Source organism: Rhizobium sp. BK619 (assembly GCF_014195245.1).
GTDB classification, from domain to species: Bacteria; Pseudomonadota; Alphaproteobacteria; order Rhizobiales; family Rhizobiaceae; genus Rhizobium; species Rhizobium acidisoli.
The window spans coordinates 401453-428081 of sequence record NZ_JACIBH010000005.1; the positions used below are offsets into that span (position 1 = coordinate 401453).

Consider the following 26629-nt stretch of genomic DNA (forward strand, 5'->3'; position numbering starts at 1 on the left):
GCGCCTCCGGAAAGGTTGTCGTCGGGATAGAATGCCTGCTTTTCCTAGCAAAGAAAGGCGACAGAAAGGCGGAAGCCCCCGGAAAGGTTTAGAAGCCGGCCCCGGGCTGGGAGAGATAATCGCGTTCCGCCGCCGTCGATTCCCGTCCGAGCATGGCATTGCGGTGCGGAAAGCGGCCATAGGCGGCGATTATGTCGCGATGGCGGATCGCATAGTCCAGATATTCCTCATCGCCAAGCGCGGTGAACAATGCCACCGAACGATCCTGCTCATCAAGGTCTTCGGCATGTTCGAACGGCAGGTAGAAGAAGGTGCGGCAGGCGGTCTCGACCGCCAGGTCGGCGCCGGCGGCAAGCGCGAGCTTGGCCTCCCGAAGCGCCAGCCCGTCGGTTGCAAAGGCGAGCGGCGTGCCGCGATAAATGTTGCGGGAAAACTGGTCGAGCAGGATCACGGCCGCGAGCCGGCTTTCGGCATCCACCCGCCATTCGTCACCGATGCCCGCGGCAAGAGCCAGATGCGTCTCTCGGAAGCCTTCGCGGATCTCGACGTCGAGCTCCGGCGGCGGGCGGAACCACAGCTCCCGGCCGCATCGGACAAACCAGAAGTCATAGACTTCCCTCGGCGTACGGATCGTCGTCATCTTCGCTTCCCCTAGCGTTAAGTTTGATAATGCGATGTCGGTAAACTATTGTCGATAAACAGATAATGGTGTGCTTGCAGCCCCCTCATCCGCCCTACGGGCACCTTCTCCCCGAGGGGAGAAGAGGGAATCGAGGCGTCGCGGCATATCTCTTCTCCCCTTGGGGAGAAGGTGTCGGCAGGCGGATGAGGGGGCCGTACGGCACACCCTACTTCCCCTCGTTCAACGAAAACACTAGCGTCGCCTTCGTCCCATCATGCCCGGGATCATAGGCAAAATCCGATTTCAAGCTCGCAGCCATGGCCGTCAATATCCGCGTCCCGAGCCCCGTTCCCCTCGCCGGGCCCTCCGGATCGAACCCCGCCCCATCGTCCTCGACGATGACCCTCAACGCCTCGTTCGTCTGATCGACAAAGACGCGGATTTCGCCCGGCACGCTGTCTGGATAGGCGTATTTGAAAGCGTTGGTCACGAGCTCGCTGACGATCAAGCCGAGCGTGATCACCTTGTCGGTCGCCAGATTGACGGGCTCAGCGGTGAGCACGACGCGGTGCGGCCGCTTGTCGTCGCGCATCGAGGCTTCGAGTTCGGTAAGCAGGCTGTTCAGATATTCATCCACCTGCACCGAGCCGACCTGCCGGTTGGTATAGAGCCGGCGGTGCACGCTGGCGATCGCGTTGATGCGCATCTGGGTTTCGTGCAGCGCATCGATCGCCACCTGGTCCTTGGTCATCGAGGATTGCATCCGGATCAGCGCGCCGACAAGGCCGAGGCTGTTGGCGATGCGGTGATTGACCTCGGCAAGCAGCATCTCGGCAAGATCGCGCTGCTGGCGGATCACCTCCTGCGCCTGCGCCGTCTCGCGGCGAAAGCGCGCCCGCTCCAGCGCCTGTTCGAGGGCGGCGGCGAGCAGGTCGAAATAATCGGCCGAGATCCCCTTGAACATGTAGTCGTCGGCGCCGGCTTTCAGCGCCGCGACCGCGACGCTTGTATCGTCCGAACCCGTCGCATAGATGACCGGTGGATGATCCGGCAGCGCCGTAATGCAGGGCAGGATATCGAGACCGGTCTCGCCAGCCAGGACATGATCGAGCACGACGGCGTCGACGCCGCCTTTGCCAAGTCTCGCAAGGCCGGCAGCACCATTCTCGGCCCATTCAACCGAAAAGCCGCGCCGGCCGAGGTTCTTCTGCATCAAGAGGGCGAGCCCCTCGTCGTCTTCGATATAGAGGATGTGGATCAGGGCATCCGCATCGCCGCTAGAAGTGCTCATTCCGTCTCCCGGCTTTCTCTCGCAGCGACGACCGCCCGCAAGCGTCCGAGTCGTCCGCATGGCAATGTCGTATTGCATCGGCCGCCTGCGGTAAACAGCGGTTGTCCCTCGCCCTTGTTAGCCGGCGCGGAAGGAGGGTGGCGGGAAGCCGGCATTTTCAGAACACGCCCTGGCCTGGAGGAGGATCCCATGGAAGCCGTTGAAGGAGATTGGAGCGGCCCGATTGGTTCCGCCGTTGGGCTAATTTTTCTGGAATTTCCGATGGCCCGATACTTCGGCGCCTGCCTCCGCCGGCAATTGCAGGAAGCGCAGCGACGACATGACGCCGATCGCGCCGACCACGACGAAAGCCCAGCGGAAATCAGCAAGAACGGGATTGTCGGCGCCCCTGAGGGCCGAGGCGATATTCAGCACGGCGGCCGCAACGGCGACGCCGAGCAGCATCGACACCTGCTGCAGCATGCTCGACAGCGTCGAGGCCGAGCTTCGCTGCGCCGGACCGACATCGGCGAAAGCGAGCGTGTTCAGCGCAGTGAATTCCATCGACCGCGACAGGCCGGCGAGAAAAAGCAGCGCATGGATGAAAAACTGCGGCGTATCCGGCGTGAGGAAACCGCAGGCGGCGATTGAAAGCGCCGCAATCAGCCCGTTGAACACAAGTACGATGCGGAAGCCGAAGAAGCGCAAGAGCGGCGTCGTCACCGTCTTCATGCCGAGATTGCCGAGGAAGTAGACGAGCAGATAGGTGCCGGCGGCAATCGAACTCAGCCCGAAACCGAGCTGGAACAGGAGCGGCAGCAGGAACGGCGTCGCGTTGATCGCCACCCTGCAGGCCGTGCCCGCCGACAGCGTCGACATCGAGAAGGTCTGGACGCGGAAGGCCGAAAGGTCGAGCAGCGGATTGTCGACAGCGAGGAAATGCCGGGTCGCCATCACAGACAGCACGATGCCGGCTGCAAGCATGGATATGACCGGCAAAAGCCCGCCGTCCCATTTGACCGAAAGCTCCAGGGCGGCGAGCAGGAAGGTCAGCCCCGCAGCACTCAGAACGAAGCCGGCGAAATCCAACCGGCCGGGATCTGTCTCGCGCTGCTCCGGCACGAAGCGCAGCACCAGCGCCATGCCGAGAATGCCGATCGGGATGTTTATGAGGAAGTTCCAGTGCCAGCTGGCATAGGTCGTGATGAAGCCGCCGAGCACCGGGCCGATCACCGGTGCGGTCAGCGCCGGCCAGGTGATCAGCGCGATCGCCTGGACGAGTTCGGATTTGCGGGCGTTCTTCAGCACGATGATCCGCCCGACCGGCGTCATGAGTGCGCTGCCCGCGCCTTGGACGGCGCGCCAAAGCACAAATTCCGTGAGGCTGCCGGACAGGCCGCAGAATAGCGAGGCGGCGGTAAAGACGGCGATCGACATCAGGAAGATACGGCGCGCACCGAACCTGTCGCCGAGCCAGCCCGAGAGCGGAATGAAAGCGGCCATCGTCAGCATGTAGACGGTAATGCCGATGCTCATCGACACCGGCTGGACGTTAAAACTCGCCGCCATCTGCGGCAGCGAGGTGGCGACGATCGTGCCGTCGAGGATCTGCATGAAGAAGGAAACGGCAACGACCAGCGCCACGATCTTCGCCTGGCGGCCGCTTGCCGCCTCTTGCCTGTTCTCGCTCGTCTCTGCCGTGGTCATCGATCCGCCAATGAAAATTCAGGATGCCGCGGCAGGGAAACGGGAAGGAAGCTGACTGGAAATCCGCCGCGCGGGGATATGCGGATACGAACCGCGTACTGGCTGAATACGCCCGTTGCATCCGGCCGGAAAGGCTAAATCTCGCACTGCGCGGGAATATTCCGAGAGGCAGCTCACCGCGTAAGAAAAAGGCCCCGCCGGAGCGAGGCCAAGTTTGAACCGCTCCCGGGAAAACAGGAGCGGCGTCGAGGTGATAGCCTGCGACCCATCCCGCAGCGAGGCCAGATTTCGCCGTAGCGGTACGCTTGCGGGAGAAATTTCTCTTATCGCCAAGTTTCCTCCCCAGTCTCGGCCCGGATCGCCGCGCGATCCCTTTGCTCGATGCGGGTGGACAGCACCTCTTGCGACCGGCAAAAAGGCATGACGACGGCACGAAACCAACGGACGGGTCTCAATCGATGAAACACTTCTTCAACCGCAGGGAAAACATCGTCACCGAAGCCCTGGACGGCCTGCTTCTGACGAGCCGCAAGGGCCGTCTTGCCCGCCTCGACAGTTTTCCCGATATCAAGGTGATCCTGCGCGCCGATTGGGACAAGTCGAAGGTGGCGATCATATCGGGCGGCGGCGCCGGCCACGAGCCCTCCCATGCCGGCTTTGTCGGAAAGGGCATGCTGACGGCGGCCGTTTCGGGAGAGATCTTCGCCTCGCCGAGCGTCGATGCGGTGCTGACGGCAATCCGGGCGGTGACGGGTCCGAAGGGCGCGCTGCTGATCGTCAAGAATTACACCGGCGACCGCCTGAATTTCGGCCTTGCCACCGAAAAGGCCCGCGCCGAAGGCTTCGATGTCGAGATGGTTATCGTCGCCGACGATATCGCCCTGCCCGGCATCAGCCAGCCGCGCGGCGTCGCCGGCACCTTGTTCGTCCACAAGATCGCAGGCTACCACGCCGAACGAGGTCAGGATCTGAAAACGGTCGCGGCCCAGGCCGGAAGTGCCGCCGGCGATATCGTCTCACTCGGCATGTCGCTCTCCACCTGCAGCGTGCCCGGCCAGACGCACGAGGACCGGCTCGGCGCCGACGAAGGCGAACTCGGCCTCGGCATCCATGGCGAACCGGGCGTCGAGCGCATCGCGCTGCAGCCGGTCGCCGATATCGTTGCCATCATGTCCGCCCGCCTCTCCGCAACGCCTGGGAATACCGGCGATCACGCGCTGCTCATCAACAATCTCGGCGCCGTGCCGCCACTCGAAATGGCCGTCGTCGCCAATGCCGTGCTGGCCACCCCGCTTGGCCGCCGCACCCGCCTGATCATCGGTCCGGCGCCTGTCATGACCGCGCTCAACATGAACGGCTTCTCGCTATCGCTGATCCCGCTGGACGCCGAGCGCGAAGCGGCCCTGACAGCCGCTGTCGAACCGCATGCCTGGATGCCCGCCGTAGAGCGCCATGGGATCGAGATCATCGCCGCACCGAGGACAGCGAGAGGAGAAGCCGCAGCCGGCGAAAACCCCGGCAACCGGCGCCTGATCGCGGCACTCTGCGAGCATCTGATTTCGCTGGAAGAGGATCTCAACCGCCTGGACGCCCGCGTCGGCGACGGCGATACCGGCTCGACCGTGGCAACAGGCGCCCGCAGCCTGCTCGCCCGCCTCGACACGCTGCCGCTCGACCGGCCGGCGGCCACCCTTGCCGCGATCGGCGATATTCTCGGCACCAGTATGGGTGGATCGAGCGGCGTGCTGCTGTCGATCTTCTTCACCGCCGCGGCCAAGGCGATGGCCGACAAATCAAATATATCGGCAGCCCTTCTGGCCGGGCTCGACCGGATGGCTTTCTACGGCGGAGCGGAGGTCGGCGACCGCACGATGGTCGATGCGCTCTCGCCGGCGCTGCATGCGCTAGCCTCCGGCGGCGTTGCAGCAGCGGCAAAGGCGGCGGCATCAGGCGCGGAATCGACGAAGGCGATGACCAAGGCGAAAGCCGGACGTTCCTCCTATGTCGGCGCAAGGGATCTGGCCGATGTGGCCGATCCCGGCGCTGTCGCGGTCGCCGCAGCCTTCACCGTGGTGGCGGGTCTTCAGACGTAAAGCGGAGCCATCCTCCGCCAAGCGCCGGCGCGATGGGCGCGGCCGTCCCATACATGCAGCTGGTGGCAAATATTCTTCTCGCCCAGCAGCCGGCTGAGATAGCGGTTGTTGTCGAGGAAGGGATCGGCATCGCCGATGGTCAGCACGATCTCGATCTCGCGCAGCCGGTCGAGCCGCCAGTCCGAGCCGAGGCCGGGCAGGAAATGCGTCGGGGTGTGGAAATAGACGCTGTCATCGTAATAGCCGTCGAACAGGTCGTCGAAGGATTCCACCTTCATCGTCAGATCGTAGCGCCCGGAAAAGGCGACGAGCTTGCGGAAGAGATGCGGGTGGCGGAAAACGAGGCTTGCCGCCTGGAAGGCGCCGAGGCTGCATCCGTGCACGATGGTGCAGTCATGTGGATTCTTCGCCGCCATCAGCGGCAGCACCTCGTTGAGGATATAATCCTCCAAAGCGGCATGCCGGCGGATGCGATCGGCCGGATGGCGGTGGAAGCCGTAAAGGCTCTCGGTCGCCAGCCCCTCGATGCAGTAAAGCTGGAGATGGCCGGCCTGCAGCTTGTCTGCAAGGCTTGCGACCAGGCCGAGCTGTTCATATTCGAAAAAGCGCCCTTCTCGCGTCGGAAAAACCAGCACCTTGGCGCCGGCATGGCCGAACACCAGCAACTCCATGTCTCGATGCAGCCGCTGGCTATACCAGCGCAGATATTCGCGGTTCATGGCACCCTGAAGAACTGTCCGATCTTGTCGCGGAGAACCGCCTCTTGCTCAGCACTTCCAGGGTAGTCGAAATGCCCGGCATCCAGGATGAAGATTTCATTAAATTTCGGTATCGAATTGGCGACAGCGAACTGACAGGGTGGGGCGACCGAAGGGTCGAATAGCGCCACCGCCGTCAGCATCGGCACGTTGATCCGCCGCGCCGCCGTCGCCGCATCGAAGAAGCGCAGCGTCTCCAGCACGTTTCCATGTTCCGCCTGATATTCCTGCACTCCTTGCGCGCTGCCGACGCTCGGCAGTTCGAGGCGCAGCGGCTGGTGCCCGAAGCTTGGAAGCGCGAGATGCCCGCGGTCGATGCGCGGATCATAGGCGATCGCCATCGCCCCGACGCCGCCGCCGAAGCTGATGCCGCTATAACCGACATGCCCTGAAAGCCAGGGATAGAGGGCTGCGAGCGTTGAGACGGCAAGCCAGATATCCTCGACGCAGCCGCCGATGATATAGGAATCCTTCTTGTCGATATCATGCAGCACATGCCAGGAAGGGTTCTCGGAAATCGGCGGATGGCGGCTCAGAGACAGCCCGCGGCAGCAGGGAAAGATGAGCGCCGTTTCCTTGACCGGCATGTCGAAATCCGGCCGGTCCCGCCCGCCGTAACCATGGCCGACGACGATACCGCGCCGTACCTGCCCCCCGCGCGGCAGCAGCAGCCAGCCGCCGATCCGGAACGCTTCCGTGGAGAGATAGACGAGGTCGAGCACGTGCCAATCGGGATGGGTAAGTTCGCTGCGGGACAGCACCGGCTGCGGATCGACCGTCAGCGCCTTTTGATACCGCGCCCTCCAGAATGCGTCGAAACCACCAGGTTCCTCCGGCGGTTCGATCGCAAGAAGCTCTTCGAGCCGCATGCCGTAGGTGGGATCAAAGGTGAAGGGATGGGTTGTGGGAATGCTCATCGGGACTTTGTCGCGTGAAAGCGCCGGGCGCGCAAGACGATGTGGCAGCTACTTGCGCACCCGCCCTCGCCAGCAGCGCTCATGCGCCCGCGAAAGGGCGGAGCCCCGAAGGATGAGCGGGTGGCTGGGCACACCACTGGAGTACGACACTACAGATGCAGGTGGCACGCCTCACTGGAGAGCTGAGCGGAGATCAGCCCAAGCCACACGGCACGCCGATCGCCACCGGCCACCCGTACATCGCCCATCAGCCCCACGGCACACCAATCAGCCCTCCTCCTGAGGCGCGCAGGCCGAAGGCCGGAGCCTCGAAGGACGAGGGCGGGTGATGAGCGGTACGAGGGTGCGTCAGCAATGGCACACTTTTCATAAACACCAACGGCTCAACCGCTCCCGCGACGAGCACGAGGCGATCATGCAGGCCATCGCCGAAGGCAATGGCGAGATGGCCTCACGCCGTATGCGCGCTCACATGCTGAACGCCGCCACCTCGCTCAGCCGCGTCATCGAGACCAATAAGCCGGTGTGCCCCCTAAGGAATCGGGCAGTGGTACTTATAATGAGCCAAGGTCATCATCAGCTCGTCGCCGGTCGCCTCGCGTATGCCGGGATTCTCTTCGAGGAACGTGCATAGCGTATTGCCGATCGCTTCTGCCGTGGTCCCGGTTGGAATGCAGACGTTAACACCAACGGCGATTGCAAAATGCGCCGAGTTCACCATTCTGCTGGGTCTGGGAGCGGCCTCGGTAAAAATGCGACGGGCGAGATACTCGTCACTATTCCATTTGTCCAACCAGCCGGCAACATACCCGACGACAAACTGCCGGGACCCGCTGCAATCAGAATAGAGAACGTCACCGCTGGGTAATCCGGCGGGAATCTTTGCTGAAACCGTTGCCAACAGAGTGGCGATAAGAATACCCGACATCACAACTCCCCAAGTCTGAATGGCGCGGAGCTTCGATCGGGAAAATGTCGGAAATGAGCTTCAAACGTGTCATCTTTTGTGCCGCATTCAAAAGTAGCAATGAGTGGCAATTTGTGTGCAGTTACGAGGTCAACAAGACACGCTGTAATCCCACGATACGCTCTCGCCTAAGGAGTTGGACGCGCCGGATTCTTGTGATCGCCCGCCGTCAACCTCGGTCGAACCGGCTCACCTCAAGTCCGCTGCCGACCGGCAGCAGCACGCTTGAGATCCCCGGCTTGGCGCGGATGGCTTCGCCGTAGCGTCTCACATCCTCGCCCCCGGGCCGGATCATATTGTCGGCCATGATGATCGCGCCCGGATTGAGCTTGGGATAGAAGGCCTCGAGGCAGGGAAGGTAAAGGTCCTTCCAGAGATCCACGAGCACGAAGTCGATGCCCTCAGAAAGCGCGCCGATCATCTGGACGGCGTCGCCGACCTTGAACTCGACATGGTCGGCAAGGCCCGCCTTGACGGCCATGTCGCGCGCATAGGCCGACTTGTAATCGTGCATTTCCATGGTGATCAGCCGACCGCCGGTAGCGCGGGCGGCTTCCGCCAGCCATATCCCGGAATAGCCGAAGGAGGTGCCGAGTTCGAGAATGGTCGGCGCCTTGAGGCTCCTGGCGAGAATATTGATGAACTGCCCGGTCTCCGGCCCGACCGCGCGCAGCCGCTGATCCTGCCCTCCGTCGCGGCCGCCGGGAGGCTGCTCGCGCGGGCTGTTGCGCTCCGTCTCGATCATCCCGTGATAGATGTCGAGCACTTCCTCGATCCGATTGTCCATCGGCCCTGCCCTTCTGTCTCGATTGATGGCCGACATTGCCCGACCGAACTGGCTCGGAAAAGTTAAACTTCGGCAATCATCGGGTTTTGCGGCCTCGATGCGGTTGCACATGCCGCCGCGCTCCGCTACATCAAGCCCGTCAATGGCCGGGTCACCCGGCCACGTAAGCGTTAACGTCACTCAACGCGTATGATCGAACGGCTTTGCGGCTTCGATCTGCGCGACTGTGTCCTGCGGATCGAGTTTCAAAAGCTCCTGAGGACACATGGATAACAAACAATTCAAAGAGCAGACTTCACCACCCCCCGGCATCGAGCGGGTGCGCCACGAGACGCGGCGGCGCACACTGACGGTCGAAAGCGTCATCGACATCACCCCCGGCATGCGCCGCATCACGTCGAGCGGCGGCGATCTCGCCGATTTCACCAGCCTTGCGCCCGACGACCACATCAAGATCTTCGTTCCCGCCGCCGACGGCGGAGAAGAGCGCCGGGATTACACGCCGCGCCGCTATGACAATGCCGCGCGGAGCTTGACCATCGACTTCGCCTTGCACGAGGCAGGTCCGGTGACGCAATGGGCGATCGGCGCACGCCCCGGCGACAGGCTCGAGATCGGCGGGCCAAGAGGCTCTGCCGTGGTCTCGAAGGCGGTGACGCGATGGTTGCTGATCGGCGACGAGACCGCGCTGCCGGCGATCGGCCGCCGGATCGAGGAGAGTGCGGCCGGAACGGCCATCACCGCAATCGCCGCCGTCACCGGCCCGCTGGAAGAGCAGAGCTTCGAGACCCGAGCGGACCTTGATGTCCACTGGGCGCACCGGCCTCTCTCCGAGGCAACCGCTGCCGCGGCACTGCTGAAATTGTTGAGCACGATCGACATCAAGCCGGAAACCTTCGTCTGGGTCGCGGCGGAAGCCTCGGTGACACGCGATATCCGCGCCCATCTGCTGGAACGAGGCTACCCGCTGAGCTGGATTAAGGCATCCGGCTATTGGGTATTCGGCAAGGCCGATGCGACGGAGAAGTTCGGTTAACCCGTAGACGCCGACGCTGGCCGCCGCTCCGGAAGTGGGGCGACGGCCGGATACGTTGTTAAAAAGCAGCCGGATATACATTGCGATTTAATCGGATGCGATATATATGTATTCCTAAGCAATCAGAGCGTTGATAGGATTTCCCATGGCCACCTCCAAAACCGCGAAACAGCCCGAGATGCCTGCACCCGCCGGCCCAGGTGCGGAGCGCCGTAAGCTTTCGACTTTCCTGTGCTTCGCGGTCTATTCGGCCAATCTTGCCTTCGGCCGCGCCTACAAGCCGGTCCTGGACGCACTCGGCCTGACCTATACCCAATACATCGCCATGGTGGCCCTCTCCGAGGAGGACGACCAGACGGTCGGCATGCTGGGGGAAAAACTGTTCCTCGAATCCAACACGCTGACGCCCATTCTCAAGAAGCTGGAGTCCTCAGGCTTTATCACCCGTCATCGCGATCCCGCCGACGAACGCCAGGTGCGTGTGAGCCTGACGCCGGCGGGGCGCGATCTTCTCGACACTGATCCCGGCTCAGTCCTGATCGACGCCGTCGGCCTCGGCGACGATTTCCCAATCGTACAGAAATCGGTGACGCGGCTGCGCGACAACCTGCTGCGAGCGCAGGCGGAGCCGCAAAAATCATGATCGCGGCACATGTCGGCATTCGGTGATATGCCCGAGATCGCAATCGGCGCATTGATCTGGAATGGGAGCGTTCTTCTCGCCAGGCGAAGTTCGGAGCGCAGGACGCACCCGGATCGGTGGAGCCTGCCGGGCGGCCATGTCGAAGACGGCGAAGACGCCGAGACGGCAATGCGCCGGGAATTGCTGGAAGAAATCGGCGTGATGCCACAGCACTGGCTGTTTGCCGGAGAGTTCGTTTCGGAAAGCCCGCCCGGGGCATCCGCCACCTTCCATGTCTATCACGTCGACCGATGGCAAGGCTCTCTACGACTTATCGGCGATGAACACACGGCGCTCAGATGGTTTACCGCCGCGGAGATAGAATGCGAAACCGAACTGGCGCCGCCCCAGCTTAGAGCGGGATGATTTTACGTCCGTTCATATCCGGCTTCCTTGAAGTAGTTTAGGCACTCTTTTGGCGAGACGGTTTGGAGGATGGCTGCCAGTGCGTCGTCGATGGCGTTGCGGGTTCTGGCCTGTGCCTGTCGCAGCCCGTGTTTGATCTTGGCGAAGAGCTTCTCGATCGGATTGAGATCTGGGGAGTATTGCGGCAGAAAGAATAGTCGGGCGCCGGCCCTACGGATGGCGACCCGGATCGCCTTGGCTTTATGCGAGCCGAGATTGTCCATCACGACGATGTCGCCAGGTTTGAGCTCTGGCACCAGCACCTTTTCGACATAGATGAGGAAGCGCTCGGCGTTGATGGGGCCATCGATGATCCATGGTGCGCTGACGCGGTCGGTTCGAAGCGCGGCGATGAAGGTCATCGTATTCCAATGGCCGAAAGGAGCTTTGCCCAAGAGCCGTTCGCCACGCGGCGCCCAGCCTCTGAGCGGCGCCATGTTCGTCTTCGTCCAGGTTTCGTCGATGAAGAGAAGGCGGGCCGGATCGATGCGATGGCGATGCTTCAGCCAGCGCGCCCGCCTGGCGGCGACGTCGGGTCGCTCCCGTTCGCTGGCGACCAGCGTCTTTTTTTATAACTCAGCCCTTCATCCCGGACGAAGGCCCAGACGGACCGGTAATCCACGTCCAGACCCCGCTCCGCCAATTCCGCGACCAGCCCGCGCAGCGTGAACGCACTCGCGCGGCAGCGTTCGACAAGCCATTCCCGGTGGCCACCGCAGATCGCCCGCGGCTTGTGGCCGCCCATCTGGCCGGGTGCTGCACTGCCCGTTGCGTGGAACCGCCGTACCCAATCGATCGCGGTGCTGATGCCAATACCGAAGCGTTTGGCCGCAGCCCGGCACGACAGCCCCTCCTGCGTCACCGCCCCGACAACACGCTCTCGCAGATCATTCGAAAAAGGTCTCGCCATCCAGACCGGCCTCCTTACCGGCCTGAAGGATGAATCTGATTTGCGTCCAAAAGGGAATCCCAATTGCGATTCCACCTAAAATCATCCCGCTCTAGTGAAATGCTCCTGAAGCTGCTCAGGCGGGAGTGACCAGCAAGACACGATGACGGAGGATTGGCAGTGCTAACCCCAGCCTACAATGCGCACGACCGCGCCACATCCTCCAGAGCGCCCTCCTCCATCATCTCGGCCGCTCTGGCGTAACCGCCGCCCATTCCATCGAGGAAATGCAGGTGCGAATCCGGCCGGCCCGATGGCACGAGGCAGGTCATCAGCGCGTGAGACTGGCGGTGCAGGCCGAAATCGATCTCGCCACGCGCCCGCGCCGCAATGAGCATGGCTTCGACGCTGTCGATCTGCTCCGGCGCGCAGTCGAGCGTCAGGCGCAGGCCGTCGTCGAACTTGCGGAAATCCGAATTGGAGGCGACCTCCGACCAGCGTTTGGCGCTGACCTGCTTTTCTCTCGCCATACCCGTCCCTCCGGACAGCGGATGGGACCGGCGCGGCGCGGCGTCGAAAACCGCCAGAACGCGTTTCGCCAGCGCCGCAAAGACCTCCGGGCGCGTCTGGTCGCGCGGCTCGACCAGCAACGACAAGATCTCGCCGCGCTGGCTCGGGAACGGCGCCCAGTCGCAACTCAAGCCCGTCAGGTCAGGCTTCATTACATAACGGCCGGGCTTGACCAGAAAACGTCCCTTCTTGATCTGCTGTTCCGCCCATTTGAGCCCGCCTCCGGCAAACATCGCATAGGTCGCGCTCTCGGAAGCGGCATAACGCGCGATCCTGACATCGCGCCCGTTCGCACGGATTTCGCCGACGGTGACGAGCCCGACACGCAGGTCGAGATGAAGCTCGGCTTTTGCGAAGCCCGCGACATCGCGCAAGGCCGATGTCGCGGCCATGATGCCGTTCGCCGGCAAGGCGAAGGCTGCTCCGTCTCCGCGAAACACGAAGGGAAAATCGAACGAACCCCAGGCATTGCCGAGGGCGGCGATGATCGATGCGCCGGCATAATTGACGTCTTCATAGCGCCCCGATCGGATCGCCGCGGTCGAGCTGACGACATCGGTAATGCCGATCAGCCAATCGTCAGGCAACGGCTCGTAGACACCGGGATCGAGCACGAGCGAAAACGCGTCATAGGCCTGATGCGGCTCGGCGTAGCTGTTGATCATGGCACATTCTCCGGATCGGCAGGTTGGACTGCTGGCTCAGAAACGGGTCTGCCGCCGATCGGCAGACCCCCGCTTGAAGGTGTCGGCGCGAGGCCGGCCCTTCCCGTTCAGACGAGCCTGGTTTCGACGTCGATATTGCCGTGGACCGCCTTGGAATATGGGCAGATGCCGTGGGCCGCCTCGATCAGCTCCTGCGCGATCCCGCGATCGATGTCTGCCAGGCTGACATCGAGCCGTGCGCGCAGAAAGTACGAGCCGTTATCGCCATTGAGCGTGATCTCGGCATCGACCTCGGGACCGGCTTGCAACGTGATCTTCCGCTGCGCGGCAGCGAGTTCGATGGCGCCGATATAGCAGGCCGACCAGGCGGCGCCGAACAGGTTTTCGGCCGCCGGATGCGGCTGCGGCAGCTTGATGTCGAGCGTGCCGTCGCTGCTGCGTGCATAGCCGTTGCGGCCGCCGGCGATATGGGTCTTGCCGGCAAAAAGAAGCTTCTCAGTCATTGTCATGTCCTTCGGTTTGATTGTTTTATCGCATCCGAATTAATCGGATGCGCTCTAATATATCGAACCGAATTCGATGTCAACGCTATTCCGATTTAATCGGATGCGATTTATTTTTCACCAGCAGAAGGCTTGAGCCAGCCGCGCGGGCAGGCTCCAGCGACGCCTTGTCCCGTCTTGTCCGGGAACGAAGCCCTCTATAGGCTCTGCCTCGAGGCCCGGGACTTGACTGGGAAGGCGGAGAATTGAGATGTCCTCCATAACCGAAGGCAATACGGTGCAGTATGGCGACAGCCGCAAGCTCGCCGCCCGCGCCAGGCTCCATACCGAATATACCATCGCCGAAACCGGCTGGTTCCCGTGGGTTGCCGGGCGGTTGCCCCTGAAACCGGGAAATCACGTGCTCGACGTCGGTTGCGGGCCGGCATGGTTCTGGGCGGCAACGGCAAGTTTGCTGCCGGAGGATCTGCACCTGACGCTGACCGACCTTTCGTCAGGCATGGTCGACGAGGCTGTGACGCGCTGCAGCGCGCTACCCTTCGGCTCCGTTCGAGGCTGCCGGGCCGATGCCGCCACACTTCCCTTCGAAGACGGCGCCTTCGATCTGGTGATCGCCATGCATATGCTCTATCACCTGCCCGCCCCCGCCGCCGGCATCGCGGAGATGGCAAGGGTTTTGAAACCGGGCGGCTTTCTCGCGGTCACCACCAACGGCATCGGCAACATGCGCGAGATCTATCGCCTGACGACCGTCTTCGGCAGCGCGCCGACCGATCCGGCCGCCGAAGCCTTCGGATATGACGCCGCCGAACAAATGATGCGGTCGCAATTCGGAAACGTCGCCATGTCGCAGTATCCTGCAAGCATGCGGATCACCGAGCCGGAGGATGTCTTCCTAGCCCTCACTTCCTATCCGCCCGGCGAAGGCGCCGACGAGCCTCACCTCACCCGCTTCCGCCAGGCGATCGCCGATGCCTTCAGGCAAGGCAGCGGCGCGCTCGATGTCAGCAGGGAGACCGGGCTGTTCCTCAGCAGGAAGCCAGCCTGATCGCATCACTGCCTTTCGGGATCGCGACCGGCAAGGGCAGAGCTGCGCTCAGACCTTTTCTTTTTTCCTGACCTTTTCCTTTGGCTCCACCGGTGCATCGGGCGTCGGGGCGAGCAGCTTGCGCAGCGATCCGATCTTGTCCTTCACCAGCGGCCGGAAGCGCGTCGCGCGATAGGGCATATCGGCCGCCCCGTAACCCTCCGGCCCGTCATCATTGCCGCGATGGATTTCCGCGAGCTTCACGCCGATGAAGGTGCCGTCGACATAATGGGTATATTCGCCCACCCAGCGGATCGTATAGATCTCGCCTTTGCGGATAAGCTGGTCGATGCTGACATGTTTGAAGGTATCATTGATGCAGACGACCTTCTGGCCGACATGGAAATCATAGCTCATGGATCCAACTCTCAAACGGCAATCCGCCCCGGCGATCTATAGCGCGCCGGGCGGCCAGGATGAACCATTTTCTGCCAGCAGGCCGATTTCCCGCGACCGCAGCCGCACCCGCGCCGCACGGTTCAAGGGGACGGATATCAGTCGCAATAGACCTTGCCGCTCTTGCGGGAGCGCAGGTCGAAGTGGAAGTGGTTCCAGTGTTCCGGGTTGCTGCCGGGGCCGAGCACGGTGTTGAAATACCGGCAGCTGTCGGTGCGCACCGCCTTCAAGAGCCGGCCCTCGCGCAGCGAGAACAGTCCCTTTTTGCGCACGTCGATCTCATGGCCGTTCTTCAGCACGAACTTGCCGACGTCGATGGCATTGCCGCGGGCGTGTTCAGACATCGGATTGTATCTCTGGCGGCTGTTGTTCATGCGGCGGCAGGAATAGCCGCCGAGCGGCTGGATCGTCCTGATGCCACTCCAGTAGCGGTAGCGGGCAGACGGCGCCAACTCGTTCTTCACCCATTTGGCGAAGGCGAGCGTCACCTGACAGTTCAGCGTTACCGCCGGCTTGACGCCGATACTGCCGGAAAGCCCCTTCAGCGATACCGGATAGGGCACCTGGCAGGCCGGCCCGTTCGAGATCGGCGGCTTCTCGTCGAAGAGCACGCCCATGCGCTTCAGCTCGCGCCGGCAGGCAAGCTCGGAGGTCGGCATGATGCTCGGATCGACGGGTGCCGCCGGCTCGCTCATCATCGGATTGTTGGGCCGCAGCATCGCGACCTCTTCGCTTTCGTCCTCTTCCGGAACGCGTGTCGGCGCCACGACAGGGCTGCCGTCGTTCCAGGCGGGCGCGCGGCTCATCTGCGCTTGTGCTGCCGGCTGCGGCATCGGTGCGGGCTGGCGGAGCGGCTGGTTCACCTGCGTAGGGCTATCGGTGCCGATGCCGTCAACGACGGGCTCGGTCGCATTGCCCTCGGCGATCTGCTGCTGTTGTTCCTGCGCCAACCCGACGACCGGCTCTGCCCCGAGTTCGTCATCCATATTGACGCCACCGGAAGGGATCGCAAGGTTCTGCGTGCCGCCCCAATTGCCGCTCGGCTGGCCCGCCGCCAGCGCCTCATCGCTGTCGATCATCGGCAGGCGCCCCCCGCGCGCCGCCGGCTGGGAGGGCGCCGCATGGCCGGTGCCGGCAAGGTTCGGCGTATTGAGGTAATCGACCGAGCCCTGGCTATTGCCGACCGGCGCATTGGAAACGGGATAGGAGGCCTGGCTTTCCACCGGCGTCATTCGCACCGAGGGCGCCATGCGCGCCGCCGGCGCCCGGGCCGGCGAGATCGAGCTGACCCTGGTGCCGCTGTCGACATTGGCCGGCGGCACCAGCCCATTGCTGATCGAACAGGTCGTCAGCGCCGCCGAGAGCAGCAGGGGCAAAAGGGATCGCCGAGGAAAGGAAACAAACGCCATACTCTTATCGCTTCCGCAGGCCGACTGGGCAGTGACAGAAAAAACTCACTCCAATTTTAATTAAAAACGGTGAATGAAAACTTACCGGCACAATCTGAACGCGACGGAGATGAAAAAGGCCGCTTTCGCGGCCTTTGATCTGTCGTTTAACTCACGCTGCCCGTGTGTACCGGGCTCCGGGCGATTGCCCCGCCCCGCGCAGCCGGAAATTCGAAAGCAGCGTCTTCAGCTGGGTGCTTTCGTCGGCAAGCGTGCGGCTCGCCGCCGTCGTCTCCTCGACCATCGCGGCATTCTGCTGCGTCATCTGGTCCATATGGTTGACGGAACCGTTGATCTCGTTCAGCCCAGTCGACTGTTCGCGGGCCGCCGTCGCGATCGACGCGACGTGGTCGTTGACCTTGTTGACCAGCGCTTCGATCTCCAGCAACGCCTCACCCGTTGAGCGCACCAGCGCCACCCCGCCCTCGACCTCGGTCGCCGACCGGCTGATCAATTCCTTAATCTCCTTGGCCGCATTGGCGGAACGCTGGGCGAGTTCGCGCACTTCCTGGGCGACGACGGCAAAGCCGCGGCCCGCCTCGCCTGCCCGCGCCGCCTCGACGCCGGCATTCAGCGCCAGAAGGTTCGTCTGGAAGGCGATCTCGTCGATAACCGAAATGATCTGGTTGATGCGGCTCGACGATTCCTCGATCCGGCCCATCGCCGTCACCGCATTGCGGACGATATCGCCTGAGCGGCCGGCGCTTGCCTTGGTTTCGGCCACCATCTCGCGCGCTTCGTTCGCCCGCTCGGATGCCGTCTTCACCGTGGCGGTGATCTCGTCGAGCGCTGCCGCCGTCTCTTCGAGTGCCGCCGCCTGCTGTTCCGTGCGCTTCGACAGATTGCCGGTCGCCTCGCTGATGTCGGAAGCGCTGTCGTTGACGACGCTGCTCGACTCGGCGATCGCATGGATGACGCCGTTCAGCGCATCGACGGCGGCGTTGAAATCGCCCCTCAGCTTGGCGTAATCCTCGCCGATATCGCCGATCGCAACCGTCAGGTCGCCGCCAGCAAGCTTTTCCAGGCCGACGCCGAGCGCCTGCATCGCAAGGGTCTGCCGTTCCGAGGCCGAACGCAGGCTCGCCTCGTTGCCGCGGCGCTCGTCTTCGATCTGCCGCTGTCTTTCGTCTTCCCGCCCGCGCAGCGCGCTGCGCTCGTCGACGGAATCGCGCAGCACCAGCAGCGCCTTGGCCATCTGGCCGATTTCGTCACGGCACTCGCTGCCGGCGATCTCCACCGATGCCTCTTCGGCGGCGATCGCGTTCATCGCCGTCTTCAGCCGGGCGACCGGCGCCGTCACGCTGCGGACGATGGCATAGGCGATGGCAACAGTGGCGGCCGCGCCGAGTAGGCAGAGCACTGCCGCCCAGATCGCGTTCTGGCGATAGAGCGCGGCAAGGTCGTCGGCATAGACGCCGGTGCCGACGATCCAGCCCCAGGGCTCGAAACCGGCGACATAGGAATATTTCAGCACCGGCTCGTCGGCGCCCGGCTTCGGCCAGTAATAATCGACGAAGCCCTTGCCGTCCTTCTTCACCTTGTTGACGAATTCGACGAACAGGAACTTGCCATTCGGATCCTTCATCTGCGAGATGTCGGTGCCGTTGAGCGCCGGCTTGATCGGGTGCATCACCATGGTCGGATGCATGTCGTTGATCCAGAAATAGCCGTCTGCGCCGTAGCGCATCGCACCGATCACGTCCTTGGCGGCAGCCTGGGCCTGCTCGCGGGTCATCGTGCCCGCCTGCTCCATCTTGTAATATTTGTCGAAGATGCCGATCGCCGTCGCCTCCATCTTCTCCAGCCCCGCCTTCCGCTCCGCTTGCAGCTCGGAGTAGGAATAGTTCAGAAAGAACACCATCGTTGCCGCGAGCACGGCAAGCGTAAAGCCGACGAGGCAGTAAAGGCGTGTGGAAATCTTGATGTTGCGCATGAGGTTCCCGGCGAGTCTTCTATGTGAAATCGTTCACATACTGACCCATCAGAATTACTGGAGCGTAAAGTTTGATTAGAAGACGATTAAATAACGTAAGGCAGGTATTGGTTGTAAAATTCAACCAATTGAAATTGAATAGAATTTAGATTTATGCCGGCCCGGCGTTTTTCCACCGCCACCTACTCCAAGGACCTGATCCGGCGGTCTTTTACAGCCTCCAGCCTTTGCACTAGGGTAGTCCTCAGTGAATCGCCGGCCCATGGCCCGCACCAGATGGAGAACCCTTGATGACCGATGCCGCCAAGCCGAGAGGCGAACTGACGCTGCGCACGCTCGCAATGCCGGGTGATGCCAACCCGGCCGGCGATATCTTCGGCGGCTGGGTCATGGCGCAGATGGACCTTGCATCGGGTATTCGCGCCGCCGAGCGCGCCAAGGGCCGCGTCGTCACCGCCGCCGTCAAGGAGATGGCCTTCGAACTGCCGGTCAAGATCGGCGACACGATGTCGGTCTATACCGATATCGAGCGCGTTGGTCGCACCTCGATCACGCTGATCGTCGAAGCTTGGGCGCATCGTGCCCGCTATGCCAAGATGGAGAAGGTTACCGCCGCCACATTCATAATGGTGGCGCTTGACGAAGAGGGCAAACCGAAGGCCGTCCCCGCGGAGTAACACTCTCGAAACCGAGGGATAAGGCATGGAAACGGTCAGCTCGCCGGAGGTCTTCCTTCACATCAAGGTGGTGATGGGCATGGTCATCAGCCTTTCCCTTGCAAGGCTGCTGACCGGCGTTGCCGGCATCGTCCAGCATCCCGGCAAGGCGAAGGTCTATGCCGTCCACCTCGGCTGGGCGCTCTCCCTGTTCCTATTCATCATTCATATCTGGTGGTGGGAATATCGCCTGCAGGCCGTGCCTGCGATCGGCTTCGGCATCTATCTCTTCCTCGTCTGCTTCTGCAGCCTGTTTTTCCTGCTCTGCGCCCTGCTCTTCCCTGCGAGCCTCGACGAATATGGCGGCTACGAGGAATATTTCATTTCCCGGCGCAAATGGTTCTTCGGCATCCTCGGCCTGATCTATGCCGTCGATATACTCGACACGGCGATCAAGGGGCCGGAGCGCATCCTCTCGCTCGGCTGGGAATATCCCGCCCGCAACATCGCCTACATCCCGCTCTGCGCCATCGCCGCCTGGACCCCCAACCGCCGCTTCCACACGATCTTCATCATCGCCAACCTCGTCTATCAGGTCAGCTTCATCTTCCGGCTTTATGATGTTTTGGGGTGAGTTGCGGTCCCGCGAAGCGGGAGCAATCGATCCAGTGAATCGATTGCAGCGACGAACGCCCTGAGTTCGAAGCGAAGGGCCGGGCAGCGGCTTGCTCCCTCAGCGAAACACAACCTCTCCACCGTCATTCCTGTGCTTGTCACAGGAATCCAGCCGGCTTGCGTCTGCAAGCCGAAAGGACTCTTTAGAAAAAACAGACGTCCCTGGCCTGGCGAAGATATGACCATTCCCCCGGCAACGCTCTTACGTCTTCCGCCGCGTGGACACGCGGCTGCTGGATTCCTGTGACAAGCACAGGAATGACGGAGGAAAGGTTCTGCCTCGCCAAAAACAGGCGGCCGCCCGGCCCTTCGCTTGGGCTCAGGGCGTTCGTCGCTGCAATCGATTCACTGGATCGATTGCTCGGGCTGCGCCCGACCGCTTCTCACCCCCGCAAAAACTGCGACCCCTTATCAAACCCCAAACCCGGAAAAATCTTGCCCGTTAGATCATCCACACCGACATCGAACTGCCGATAGAGCATCGCCGCCGCCACCTCGCGCACGTCGGCGGTCGGCATCAGGTCACGGTCGTCGAGCAGTTGGCCGTCGCCGATGCCGGGCCACTTGCCGAGGATGCGGCCGCCGTTGATCGCGCCGCCGGCAAGCAGCGCGCAGCCGCCGGTGCCGTGATCGGTGCCGGCGGAGCCGTTCTGGCGGGCGGTGCGGCCGAATTCGGTCATGGCGAGCACCACGGTCTTTGCCCAGATCTCGGCCCCCAGCGTCGTCTTCAGCGTGTTGATCGCCTGCGCCAAATCCTGTGCAGGCCGCTTGAACTGGCCGGCCTGGCCGATATGCGTGTCCCAACCGGTGATCGAGAAACTGGCGATGCGATAATCGCCCTTCAGCATGTTGGCCGCGAGCGCTGCCACATCAGCAATCTTCTCGCCGCGCTGGCCATCCGGCTCGACCATCATCGAGGCGGCGTCGGCTCGCGTCGCCTCGGCAAGTGCTGCGGCAAACGGCGGGTCGTCCGCATAGAGCCGCGCCAGGAACTGCATCTCGTCGCGCGCCGGCGCCAGATTGGAATCCGAGGCCCAGACGTCGACATTGTTCGGCCCGGAGAGGATCAACTCGGTCGAGGTGTTGACGTCGATCGCCTTGCGCGCATCCGAGCGCGGAATGACGGCAAGTGCCCGGTTCAGCCAGCCGGTCTTTTCCTCGGCGACATGTTCACCGCCGGATTCCAGCATGTCCTGCCCGTCGAAATGGCTGCGCTGGTCGCGATAGGGCGTCGACACCGCATGCACGAAGGCAAGCTCCCGGCTTTTCCAGAGCGGCATCAGATCCGCGGCGGCGGGATTGAGACCGAAACGTCCATCAAGGTCGAGAAGCCCGGTATCGGGCGTCAGCGCCAAGGTCGGCCGGAGCGCGGCGAAGCCGGCATCGCCATAGGGCTGCACCAGATCCAGCCCGTCCATCGCGCCGCGCAGCACGATGGTGACAAAGCGGTTGTCGCCTGGCATCGCCGCGAAGGTGACCGGCGTGAAGACGGGTGCGGCGGCCAGACAGCAGGCCGAGGTCAGAAAGCCGCGGCGGGAAAGAGAGATCCGGTTCATCGACAGCGTCATGGGCAGGGCCTCCTGAGCAGGTTCCGGAAAAGTGTCCAGCGGTTTTCCGGTCAGAACCTGCGACAAAACAAATGAGCTGAGCAGATGAAGCGTTGGCTTGCCAACGAAAGTCTGCTTAGCGACGGTTGAATTCGGGCGATGCCAGCACCAATGTCAGCCCGCTGATCTTGTTCGGCGCCTGCGACACCACGCGGATCGTCTCGTCACGCGCAGCATCCGCAAGCGTCGACTTCAGGAATTCGCGCGGATCTTCGTCGCGGCCGAACTGGGTGGCGGCCCGCCGTGCCCAGGCCAATCGTTCGGCGAGCTGGCTGCCGGTGATCCAGGCGGAAAAACCCTCCTCGAAACCGGCCGGGCTCGGCGGCAGCCAGATCGGCTGGCCCATACGCTTCAGCGCCCCCTGCCCCAACGCCCGCGCCGTCCGGAAGGCTTTGAGCCGCTTGTCCCTCGCCTCGCCGGCGGGGTCCGTCGTCACGGGCGATCCTGCCATGCCAGGCGTATTCGCCGCCATATCGCCCTCTTCAGTGCCCTGCTGGTTTGCCGCCAGGAAGCTGCCGACGACGCCGTTGACAGGCCCCGCATTCAGCGCCCTCAATCCGGCAACGACATAATCGAAGGGCTGACGCGCCTTGGCGCCCTCGTCGCGCCAGGCGGCGGGATGGTCGAGCATAGCGGTATAGACGGCTGTCAGATCACCATCCGTCTTCTTCCACGCCGCGGCCATGTCGAACACCAGCCCCTCGTCCGGTTGGTCGGAGACGAAATGCACTGCGAGCTTGCGGCTGATATGCGCGGCCGTCTTCGGATGGACGGAGAGATCGTCGAGCATGTCGAGATAATCGTCGCGCGAGCGTTTGCGCCCGCCATAGCTGACGCCGAGCACTTCATGCGCGCCGGGCTCGGAAATATTCGGCCGGAAGGCGATGTCCATCTCCTTCCGGTCGATGGTCAAACCCGTCAGCACCATGGCCGCCGCCGTCACATCCGCCTGGGTATAGCCGCTGCCGGCGCCGAGCGTATGCAGCTCCAGGAGTTCGCGGCCAAGATTTTCGTTCAGCCCCTTGTTGCGCTTCATGCCGCCGACCGATTCCGGCCCGAGCGAATCCGCCTGGTCGAGATAGATCAGCATGGCGGGATGGGCCGTGGCACTGCGCAGGAGATCGCCGAACCTGCCCGCCATGAACGGCCGGATCGCCTCGGCCTCATAGAGCGGCACGATCAGGCGCATCGGCAGGCTTTTGTTGGCGCTGGTGGAAAAATGATCGGTCCAAAAGGTCGAAAGCCGCTCGTAGAAGCCGTACGGCGACAGCACCGCCTGCATCAGCCGCAGGTTCGCATCGTGTTGGAATTGTTGCTGCGCCTGGCGCTGTACGCCCTTGCGCATCTCGCGCCGCGTCGGATCGTCGGTCACCGTGCCGGCGTCTTCTCGGATTTGTTTCAACTGTTCCTGCAGGCTGAGGATCGCCCGGCGGCGTGTATCGGGGCCGCCAAGCGGAAAGTCCGGCGTCGCCGCCATGCCCTTGCCGAGCTGGCCGATCAGCTCATCCTTGCTTTGCGGCGGCGCCTCACCCGGCCTGAAACCATAGCCGAACCGGATCGCCGCCATCGTCGGGAAAGAGAGGCTCATGGCCGGTCAACTCCTGATCACTTGGTAGTGAAAGGTTGCCAGCCGATTGCGACGCCAATCTGTAGGAAATGTGGCGATATCCAGACATGGACGATTTGTAATCTGTTGAAAAAATTACAATTTACGCCCGAAAGATGAAGGATGCTCCGATTGCGATGAGCGCAAAGCCGATCGCATGGTTCCAGGTCAGGTTCTCGCCGAGCCAGAAGATCGAAAAGCCGGCGAAGACGAGGAGCGTGATCACCTCCTGCATCGTCTTCAACTGCGCCGTCGTATAGACCGCCGAGCCGATGCGGTTGGCCGGCACGGCCAGGCAATATTCGAAGAAGGCGATGCCCCAGCTGACGACGATAGCAAGGAAGATGGCGCTGCTCTTGTGCTTGAGATGGCCATACCAGGCGAAAGTCATGAAGATGTTGGAGGCAAACAGCATGATGACAGGCCAGAGGGCGGCGGGAGAAAACGACATGGAATAACTCGGGGCTGTGGAGGGAGAAACCGATCCGGCAGGGAGATGCCGGCAGCCCTTACCTAGCACGCCGCCGCCCGGCGGCAAGCCCCGCATGGCTTGAGAACTGCGCTGAGCCCTTACGACACCGAGACGATGCGGATATCAGGGAGGCTCTGCGGCGGTTCACCTTCCCAGCGCAGAAATTGCACCGAAACCGCACTTTAGAGTGAGCACGGTGCGTCTCTAAAAAAGCCCGTGCATTTTTCCACTTAATGTTGAAACGAATCAACGTGACGGATTAGCTTGCGCGAATACATAGGGGGCGACATGGACACGACACCGCAGATACCGCAATACGCAACTTTGCCTTCCCGCCACTTCTGGCGACGCGCCGTGGCCTGTATCGTCGACATCATCATTTTTCAGGCTGTCATTCTCATAGCCGTTTACTGCATTTCAACAGTTATTCCCCTGGACTTCCGTTTTGCCGGCTGGAGTTACACACAGTGCGGCGTGGAGGTGCCGGATCAGCTTGCAAAGCGAATTGACGTCGGATGGCCGTTGAAACCGGGGGAAGTTCGCATCAATCAGATCTGCGAAGTCAGCCAAATCGGTTCGGAAAAGCAAAGATACCTGCAGACAGGCGTCTCCCGCCAAACGGACTACGGGACATCAGCCCGGTGGCTGGCCGTCCCTGTCGACGCGGACGGCAATCCGGTGGTCGAAACCGAGTCCGTATACCCCAGTTTGATATCCGGCATCGTCAACATTGCACTTCTTGCGTTGGCTTTTGCCTATTTTTCCGCAAATGGCCGCCGCACGATCGGAAAAAAGCTGATGGGCCTGAGAGTCCAATCCGTCGATGGTAAGAACCCCGGCCTTGGCATCGAGTTTAGACGAGAGATCCTGAAATTCTGCCCGTATCTGCTTTTCATCGCTGCCGCTTTTGCGTTGCCGGTCTTTCCCACGGAAGACTTCGACACGTTGCTCCGCATGTCCCACGACGGATACACACTTTTAGACAATGGTGCCGCGGTGTTTTTCGAGATCATCCTGGGTATAGCTGCCCTGATCTGGTGGTTCTTGCCCCTCATCTTCTGGCGAGGACAGACCTTTTACGATCGCATCTGCGCCTGCAAAGTGGTGAAGAGTTGAAACGTTCTGCTGCCTGGGCTGCAAGGCGCAAGGAAAGGCCGGCAGCTGCTACCGCCGCCGGCCTCTCTGTCAACCGCAGGCAGCGCTAGATTCGCATCGCGCCATGCGGCTCCTCGGCTTCCTCCATGCCGAAGCGAACATCCTTCTTCTCGTAGCCGGAGCCGGCGAGCAGGGCGACGACGAGCGCCACCACCGCCGCGACGATCAGCAGCGCTGAGGCGTAATCGCCGTTCCAGCGGGCGGCGAGCCCCGCCTGCAGCGTGGCGTTGCCAGAGGCCAGAAGATTGCCGAGTTGATAGGCGAAACCGGGAAAGGTGCCGCGCACTTCGTCCGGCGACAATTCGTTCAGATGCACCGGCACGATGCCCCAGGCGCCCTGGACGAAGAACTGCATGAGAAAGGCACCGATGGCGAGCAGCACCGGCCCCGGCGCATAGGCCCAGAGAGGTGCCACGGGCACGGCGATCAGTGCGGCTGTCACAATCGCCCGCTTGCGGCCGATCCGCTGCGACAGAGCCCCGAAGAACAGCCCGCCGCAGATCGCCCCGATATTGTAGACGATGGCGATGGCGCCGACCGTATAGCTCGAATAGTTACGCTGAGTTTCGAGGAAGGTCGGGTAGATATCCTGCGTGCCGTGACTGAAGAAATTGAACGCCGTCATCAAGAGCACCGCCCAGATGAACAGCGGAATATTTTCGCGCAGCACCGTCAGGAACGGCCGGCGCCCCTCGGCCTGCCGTCTCAGAAAGGCGGGGCTCTCCTCGACATTACGCCTTATATAGAGCACCAGCAGCGCCGGGGCCGCGCCGATGAAGAACATGCCGCGCCAGCCGATGACGGGAAAGAGCAGGAAGAACACGACCGAGGCGATCAGATAGCCCGAGGGATAGCCTGCCTGCAGGATGCCTGAAACGATGCCGCGGCTTTCCTCCGGCACCGTCTCCATGACCAGCGAGGCGCCGACGCCCCATTCGCCGCCCATGGCGATGCCGTAGAGCGCCCGGAGCACCAGGAACATGGTGAGGCCGGTGGAGAAACCAGTCAGGAATTCGAACAGCGAATAGAGCAGCACATCGGCCATCAGCGTGATGCGCCGGCCATAGCGGTCGGCGGCCAATCCGAAGATCAGCGCGCCGAGGGCCCGCATGGCAAGCGTCAGGAAGATCGCCACCGAGACGGCGGGAACGTCGGTGTGGAATTCCTCGGCGATATATTTGAGAACGAAGACGAGAATGAAAAAATCGAAGGCATCGAGCGTCCAGCCGAGATAGCTGGCGATGACGGTGTTGCGCTGCTGCGGCGTCAGCCGGCGCAGGCTTTCCAAAGCGGACATCTGATATTCCTCCGTCCGAAAGCGGCGGCGAGGCGGGCAATTCCGGATGCCGTCGGAAGGGGTGCCCCAAACGGGCGGGTTGCGGCTGTCAGGGGCTGCGGTTGCGGGAATGCGCATTCGCAATCGGAGACAGCGGAAACAACGGCAGCGATGCTGGCCAAGTTCCATCACGTTTGTCGTGATCGGCTGACCTCAGTGGAAGGAGTACCCGAGTAAACCACGCTATTCCAGCCGCGGGCTATTGGGGCGCAGCACCCTCCAACCTCCCTCATCCTTGTACGTTGCCGTTGCTGTATAATGCGGCTGTGCGGCGGGGATGCGTGTCATCCCTGGGTTTTGAACTCGCGCCTCAGCGAGCATCTCCGTCGCCATGTCTTCGCTCGAACGGTTGGTTGGGCCTTGAGCCCGCGTTGCAAGGAGGAGCAC

Annotated in this window: 25 protein-coding genes and 1 pseudogene; 9 read left to right on the forward strand and 17 right to left on the reverse strand. The window is 62.4% G+C overall.

All coding sequences use genetic code 11. From position 1 onward, the window contains the following. Positions 1-88: 88 nt before the first annotated feature. From FHX14_RS12285 to FHX14_RS12295, 3 genes are all read right to left on the reverse strand, one after another. On the reverse strand, positions 89-640 hold the full coding sequence (locus FHX14_RS12285) for a DUF924 family protein (protein ID WP_003593916.1): 552 nt from the start codon (positions 638-640) through the stop codon (positions 89-91). A 208-nt stretch (positions 641-848) separates the two neighbouring features. Next, positions 849-1913: a histidine kinase dimerization/phosphoacceptor domain -containing protein gene (locus FHX14_RS12290; protein WP_003593915.1), complete on the reverse strand. Its 1065-nt coding sequence runs from the start codon at positions 1911-1913 to the stop codon at positions 849-851. 240 nt (positions 1914-2153) lie between these two features. After that, positions 2154-3599, reverse strand: coding sequence for an MFS transporter (locus FHX14_RS12295; RefSeq protein ID WP_184377258.1), 1446 nt, complete (start codon positions 3597-3599; stop codon positions 2154-2156). A 458-nt stretch (positions 3600-4057) separates the two neighbouring features. On the opposite strand from FHX14_RS12295, the gene FHX14_RS12300 reads away from it, so the two are divergent. Next, a complete protein-coding gene (locus tag FHX14_RS12300) occupies positions 4058-5692 on the forward strand; it encodes a dihydroxyacetone kinase subunit DhaK (protein ID WP_003593911.1) in 1635 nt (544 codons plus the stop codon). Here FHX14_RS12300 and FHX14_RS12305 read toward each other — a convergent pair. Together FHX14_RS12305 and FHX14_RS12310 are read right to left on the reverse strand one after the other, a co-directional pair. Continuing rightward, entirely contained in the window at positions 5683-6411 is a 729-nt protein-coding gene (locus FHX14_RS12305; protein WP_003593909.1) for an alpha/beta hydrolase-fold protein, read from the reverse strand. The two genes, FHX14_RS12300 and FHX14_RS12305, sit on opposite strands and share 10 nt — an antisense overlap. Beyond that, complete coding sequence (locus tag FHX14_RS12310) at positions 6408-7367, reverse strand: acetylxylan esterase (protein ID WP_003593907.1); 960 nt, start codon at positions 7365-7367, stop codon at positions 6408-6410. The genes FHX14_RS12305 and FHX14_RS12310 overlap by 4 nt, the downstream gene beginning before the upstream one ends. A gap of 328 nt (positions 7368-7695) precedes the next feature. Between FHX14_RS12310 and FHX14_RS12315 the strand changes: the two are divergent. After that, positions 7696-7890: pseudogene (locus FHX14_RS12315) on the forward strand (FCD domain-containing protein); the annotation flags it as partial. A gap of 9 nt (positions 7891-7899) precedes the next feature. Here FHX14_RS12315 and FHX14_RS12320 read toward each other — a convergent pair. Then, complete coding sequence (locus tag FHX14_RS12320; RefSeq protein WP_003593906.1) at positions 7900-8295, reverse strand: Rap1a/Tai family immunity protein; 396 nt, start codon at positions 8293-8295, stop codon at positions 7900-7902. A gap of 208 nt (positions 8296-8503) precedes the next feature. Continuing rightward, positions 8504-9121, reverse strand: coding sequence for a DUF1442 domain-containing protein (locus tag FHX14_RS12325; protein WP_003593904.1), 618 nt, complete (start codon positions 9119-9121; stop codon positions 8504-8506). A gap of 265 nt (positions 9122-9386) precedes the next feature. On the opposite strand from FHX14_RS12325, the gene FHX14_RS12330 reads away from it, so the two are divergent. From FHX14_RS12330 to FHX14_RS12340, 3 genes are all read left to right on the forward strand, one after another. After that, complete coding sequence (locus FHX14_RS12330; protein WP_003593902.1) at positions 9387-10157, forward strand: siderophore-interacting protein; 771 nt, start codon at positions 9387-9389, stop codon at positions 10155-10157. Positions 10158-10302: 145 nt separating this feature from the next. Continuing rightward, positions 10303-10800: a MarR family transcriptional regulator gene (locus tag FHX14_RS12335; RefSeq protein ID WP_003593900.1), complete on the forward strand. Its 498-nt coding sequence runs from the start codon at positions 10303-10305 to the stop codon at positions 10798-10800. Between the two features lie 27 nt (positions 10801-10827). After that, positions 10828-11205, forward strand: a complete 378-nt coding sequence (locus FHX14_RS12340) for an NUDIX domain-containing protein (RefSeq protein WP_037074259.1) — start codon at positions 10828-10830, stop codon at positions 11203-11205. 2 nt (positions 11206-11207) lie between these two features. Here the strand turns inward: FHX14_RS12340 and FHX14_RS12345 are convergent. The 3 genes from FHX14_RS12345 to FHX14_RS12355 all read right to left on the reverse strand — a co-directional run bounded on the left by FHX14_RS12345 (position 11208) and on the right by FHX14_RS12355 (position 13871). Then, a protein-coding gene (locus tag FHX14_RS12345) for an IS630 family transposase (protein WP_172643329.1) occupies positions 11208-12154 on the reverse strand; the annotation gives its coding sequence in 2 pieces (ribosomal slippage) (positions 11208-11813 and positions 11816-12154; 945 coding nt in all). A 173-nt stretch (positions 12155-12327) separates the two neighbouring features. Then, the gene (locus FHX14_RS12350; protein ID WP_003593897.1) at positions 12328-13368 is read right to left on the reverse strand and encodes a DUF3095 family protein; all 1041 of its coding nucleotides are present in this window, start codon (positions 13366-13368) and stop codon (positions 12328-12330) included. Between the two features lie 107 nt (positions 13369-13475). After that, entirely contained in the window at positions 13476-13871 is a 396-nt protein-coding gene (locus FHX14_RS12355; RefSeq protein ID WP_003593895.1) for an Ohr family peroxiredoxin, read from the reverse strand. 250 nt (positions 13872-14121) lie between these two features. Here FHX14_RS12355 and FHX14_RS12360 point away from each other — a divergent pair, with 250 nt between their 5' ends. Then, positions 14122-14919 carry a class I SAM-dependent methyltransferase gene (locus tag FHX14_RS12360; protein ID WP_003593894.1) on the forward strand — a complete coding sequence of 266 codons (798 nt, stop codon included), beginning with the start codon at positions 14122-14124 and terminating at the stop codon, positions 14917-14919. Between the two features lie 48 nt (positions 14920-14967). Here the strand turns inward: FHX14_RS12360 and FHX14_RS12365 are convergent, their stop codons facing one another. The 3 genes from FHX14_RS12365 to FHX14_RS12375 form a co-directional block, all read right to left on the reverse strand. Further along, entirely contained in the window at positions 14968-15315 is a 348-nt protein-coding gene (locus tag FHX14_RS12365) for a hypothetical protein (RefSeq protein WP_003593892.1), read from the reverse strand. 137 nt (positions 15316-15452) lie between these two features. After that, positions 15453-16763, reverse strand: coding sequence for an extensin family protein (locus FHX14_RS12370; RefSeq protein ID WP_003593889.1), 1311 nt, complete (start codon positions 16761-16763; stop codon positions 15453-15455). A 151-nt stretch (positions 16764-16914) separates the two neighbouring features. Continuing rightward, positions 16915-18735 (reverse strand): methyl-accepting chemotaxis protein, encoded by a 1821-nt coding sequence (locus FHX14_RS12375; protein WP_003593887.1) that lies wholly within the window; start codon positions 18733-18735, stop codon positions 16915-16917. Positions 18736-19025: 290 nt separating this feature from the next. Between FHX14_RS12375 and FHX14_RS12380 the strand changes: the two genes are divergently transcribed. Together FHX14_RS12380 and FHX14_RS12385 are read left to right on the forward strand one after the other, a co-directional pair. Continuing rightward, positions 19026-19412, forward strand: a complete 387-nt coding sequence (locus FHX14_RS12380; RefSeq protein ID WP_003593886.1) for an acyl-CoA thioesterase — start codon at positions 19026-19028, stop codon at positions 19410-19412. Positions 19413-19437: 25 nt separating this feature from the next. Next, positions 19438-20025, forward strand: a complete 588-nt coding sequence (locus FHX14_RS12385) for a hypothetical protein (RefSeq protein WP_003593885.1) — start codon at positions 19438-19440, stop codon at positions 20023-20025. A 424-nt stretch (positions 20026-20449) separates the two neighbouring features. Here FHX14_RS12385 and FHX14_RS12390 read toward each other — a convergent pair whose 3' ends face one another. From FHX14_RS12390 to FHX14_RS12400, 3 genes are all read right to left on the reverse strand, one after another. Next, positions 20450-21634, reverse strand: coding sequence for a DUF1501 domain-containing protein (locus FHX14_RS12390; protein WP_184377259.1), 1185 nt, complete (start codon positions 21632-21634; stop codon positions 20450-20452). Between the two features lie 115 nt (positions 21635-21749). Continuing rightward, complete coding sequence (locus FHX14_RS12395) at positions 21750-23261, reverse strand: DUF1800 domain-containing protein (protein WP_184377260.1); 1512 nt, start codon at positions 23259-23261, stop codon at positions 21750-21752. 121 nt (positions 23262-23382) lie between these two features. After that, complete coding sequence (locus tag FHX14_RS12400) at positions 23383-23730, reverse strand: DMT family protein (protein WP_003593882.1); 348 nt, start codon at positions 23728-23730, stop codon at positions 23383-23385. 309 nt (positions 23731-24039) lie between these two features. Between FHX14_RS12400 and FHX14_RS12405 the strand changes: the two genes are divergently transcribed. After that, positions 24040-24867 (forward strand): RDD family protein, encoded by an 828-nt coding sequence (locus FHX14_RS12405; RefSeq protein WP_003593881.1) that lies wholly within the window; start codon positions 24040-24042, stop codon positions 24865-24867. A gap of 85 nt (positions 24868-24952) precedes the next feature. Here the strand turns inward: FHX14_RS12405 and FHX14_RS12410 are convergent, their stop codons facing one another. Continuing rightward, positions 24953-26203 (reverse strand): MFS transporter, encoded by a 1251-nt coding sequence (locus FHX14_RS12410; protein WP_184377261.1) that lies wholly within the window; start codon positions 26201-26203, stop codon positions 24953-24955. Positions 26204-26629: the final 426 nt, after the last annotated feature.

Excerpts from the sequence above, each read along its gene's own strand:
- FHX14_RS12285 (WP_003593916.1), bottom strand. The coding sequence starts at position 640 with ATGACGACGATCCGTACGCCGAGGGAAGTCTATGACTTCTGGTTTGTC.
- FHX14_RS12290 (WP_003593915.1), bottom strand. The coding sequence starts at position 1,913 with ATGAGCACTTCTAGCGGCGATGCGGATGCCCTGATCCACATCCTCTAT.
- FHX14_RS12295 (WP_184377258.1), bottom strand. The coding sequence starts at position 3,599 with ATGACCACGGCAGAGACGAGCGAGAACAGGCAAGAGGCGGCAAGCGGC.
- FHX14_RS12300 (WP_003593911.1), top strand. The coding sequence starts at position 4,058 with ATGAAACACTTCTTCAACCGCAGGGAAAACATCGTCACCGAAGCCCTG.
- FHX14_RS12305 (WP_003593909.1), bottom strand. The coding sequence starts at position 6,411 with ATGAACCGCGAATATCTGCGCTGGTATAGCCAGCGGCTGCATCGAGAC.
- FHX14_RS12310 (WP_003593907.1), bottom strand. The coding sequence starts at position 7,367 with ATGAGCATTCCCACAACCCATCCCTTCACCTTTGATCCCACCTACGGC.
- FHX14_RS12320 (WP_003593906.1), bottom strand. The coding sequence starts at position 8,295 with ATGTCGGGTATTCTTATCGCCACTCTGTTGGCAACGGTTTCAGCAAAG.
- FHX14_RS12325 (WP_003593904.1), bottom strand. The coding sequence starts at position 9,121 with ATGGACAATCGGATCGAGGAAGTGCTCGACATCTATCACGGGATGATC.
- FHX14_RS12330 (WP_003593902.1), top strand. The coding sequence starts at position 9,387 with ATGGATAACAAACAATTCAAAGAGCAGACTTCACCACCCCCCGGCATC.
- FHX14_RS12335 (WP_003593900.1), top strand. The coding sequence starts at position 10,303 with ATGGCCACCTCCAAAACCGCGAAACAGCCCGAGATGCCTGCACCCGCC.
- FHX14_RS12340 (WP_037074259.1), top strand. The coding sequence starts at position 10,828 with ATGCCCGAGATCGCAATCGGCGCATTGATCTGGAATGGGAGCGTTCTT.
- FHX14_RS12350 (WP_003593897.1), bottom strand. The coding sequence starts at position 13,368 with ATGATCAACAGCTACGCCGAGCCGCATCAGGCCTATGACGCGTTTTCG.
- FHX14_RS12355 (WP_003593895.1), bottom strand. The coding sequence starts at position 13,871 with ATGACTGAGAAGCTTCTTTTTGCCGGCAAGACCCATATCGCCGGCGGC.
- FHX14_RS12360 (WP_003593894.1), top strand. The coding sequence starts at position 14,122 with ATGTCCTCCATAACCGAAGGCAATACGGTGCAGTATGGCGACAGCCGC.
- FHX14_RS12365 (WP_003593892.1), bottom strand. The coding sequence starts at position 15,315 with ATGAGCTATGATTTCCATGTCGGCCAGAAGGTCGTCTGCATCAATGAT.
- FHX14_RS12370 (WP_003593889.1), bottom strand. The coding sequence starts at position 16,763 with ATGGCGTTTGTTTCCTTTCCTCGGCGATCCCTTTTGCCCCTGCTGCTC.
- FHX14_RS12375 (WP_003593887.1), bottom strand. The coding sequence starts at position 18,735 with ATGCGCAACATCAAGATTTCCACACGCCTTTACTGCCTCGTCGGCTTT.
- FHX14_RS12380 (WP_003593886.1), top strand. The coding sequence starts at position 19,026 with ATGACCGATGCCGCCAAGCCGAGAGGCGAACTGACGCTGCGCACGCTC.
- FHX14_RS12385 (WP_003593885.1), top strand. The coding sequence starts at position 19,438 with ATGGAAACGGTCAGCTCGCCGGAGGTCTTCCTTCACATCAAGGTGGTG.
- FHX14_RS12390 (WP_184377259.1), bottom strand. The coding sequence starts at position 21,634 with ATGACGCTGTCGATGAACCGGATCTCTCTTTCCCGCCGCGGCTTTCTG.
- FHX14_RS12395 (WP_184377260.1), bottom strand. The coding sequence starts at position 23,261 with ATGAGCCTCTCTTTCCCGACGATGGCGGCGATCCGGTTCGGCTATGGT.
- FHX14_RS12400 (WP_003593882.1), bottom strand. The coding sequence starts at position 23,730 with ATGTCGTTTTCTCCCGCCGCCCTCTGGCCTGTCATCATGCTGTTTGCC.
- FHX14_RS12405 (WP_003593881.1), top strand. The coding sequence starts at position 24,040 with ATGGACACGACACCGCAGATACCGCAATACGCAACTTTGCCTTCCCGC.
- FHX14_RS12410 (WP_184377261.1), bottom strand. The coding sequence starts at position 26,203 with ATGTCCGCTTTGGAAAGCCTGCGCCGGCTGACGCCGCAGCAGCGCAAC.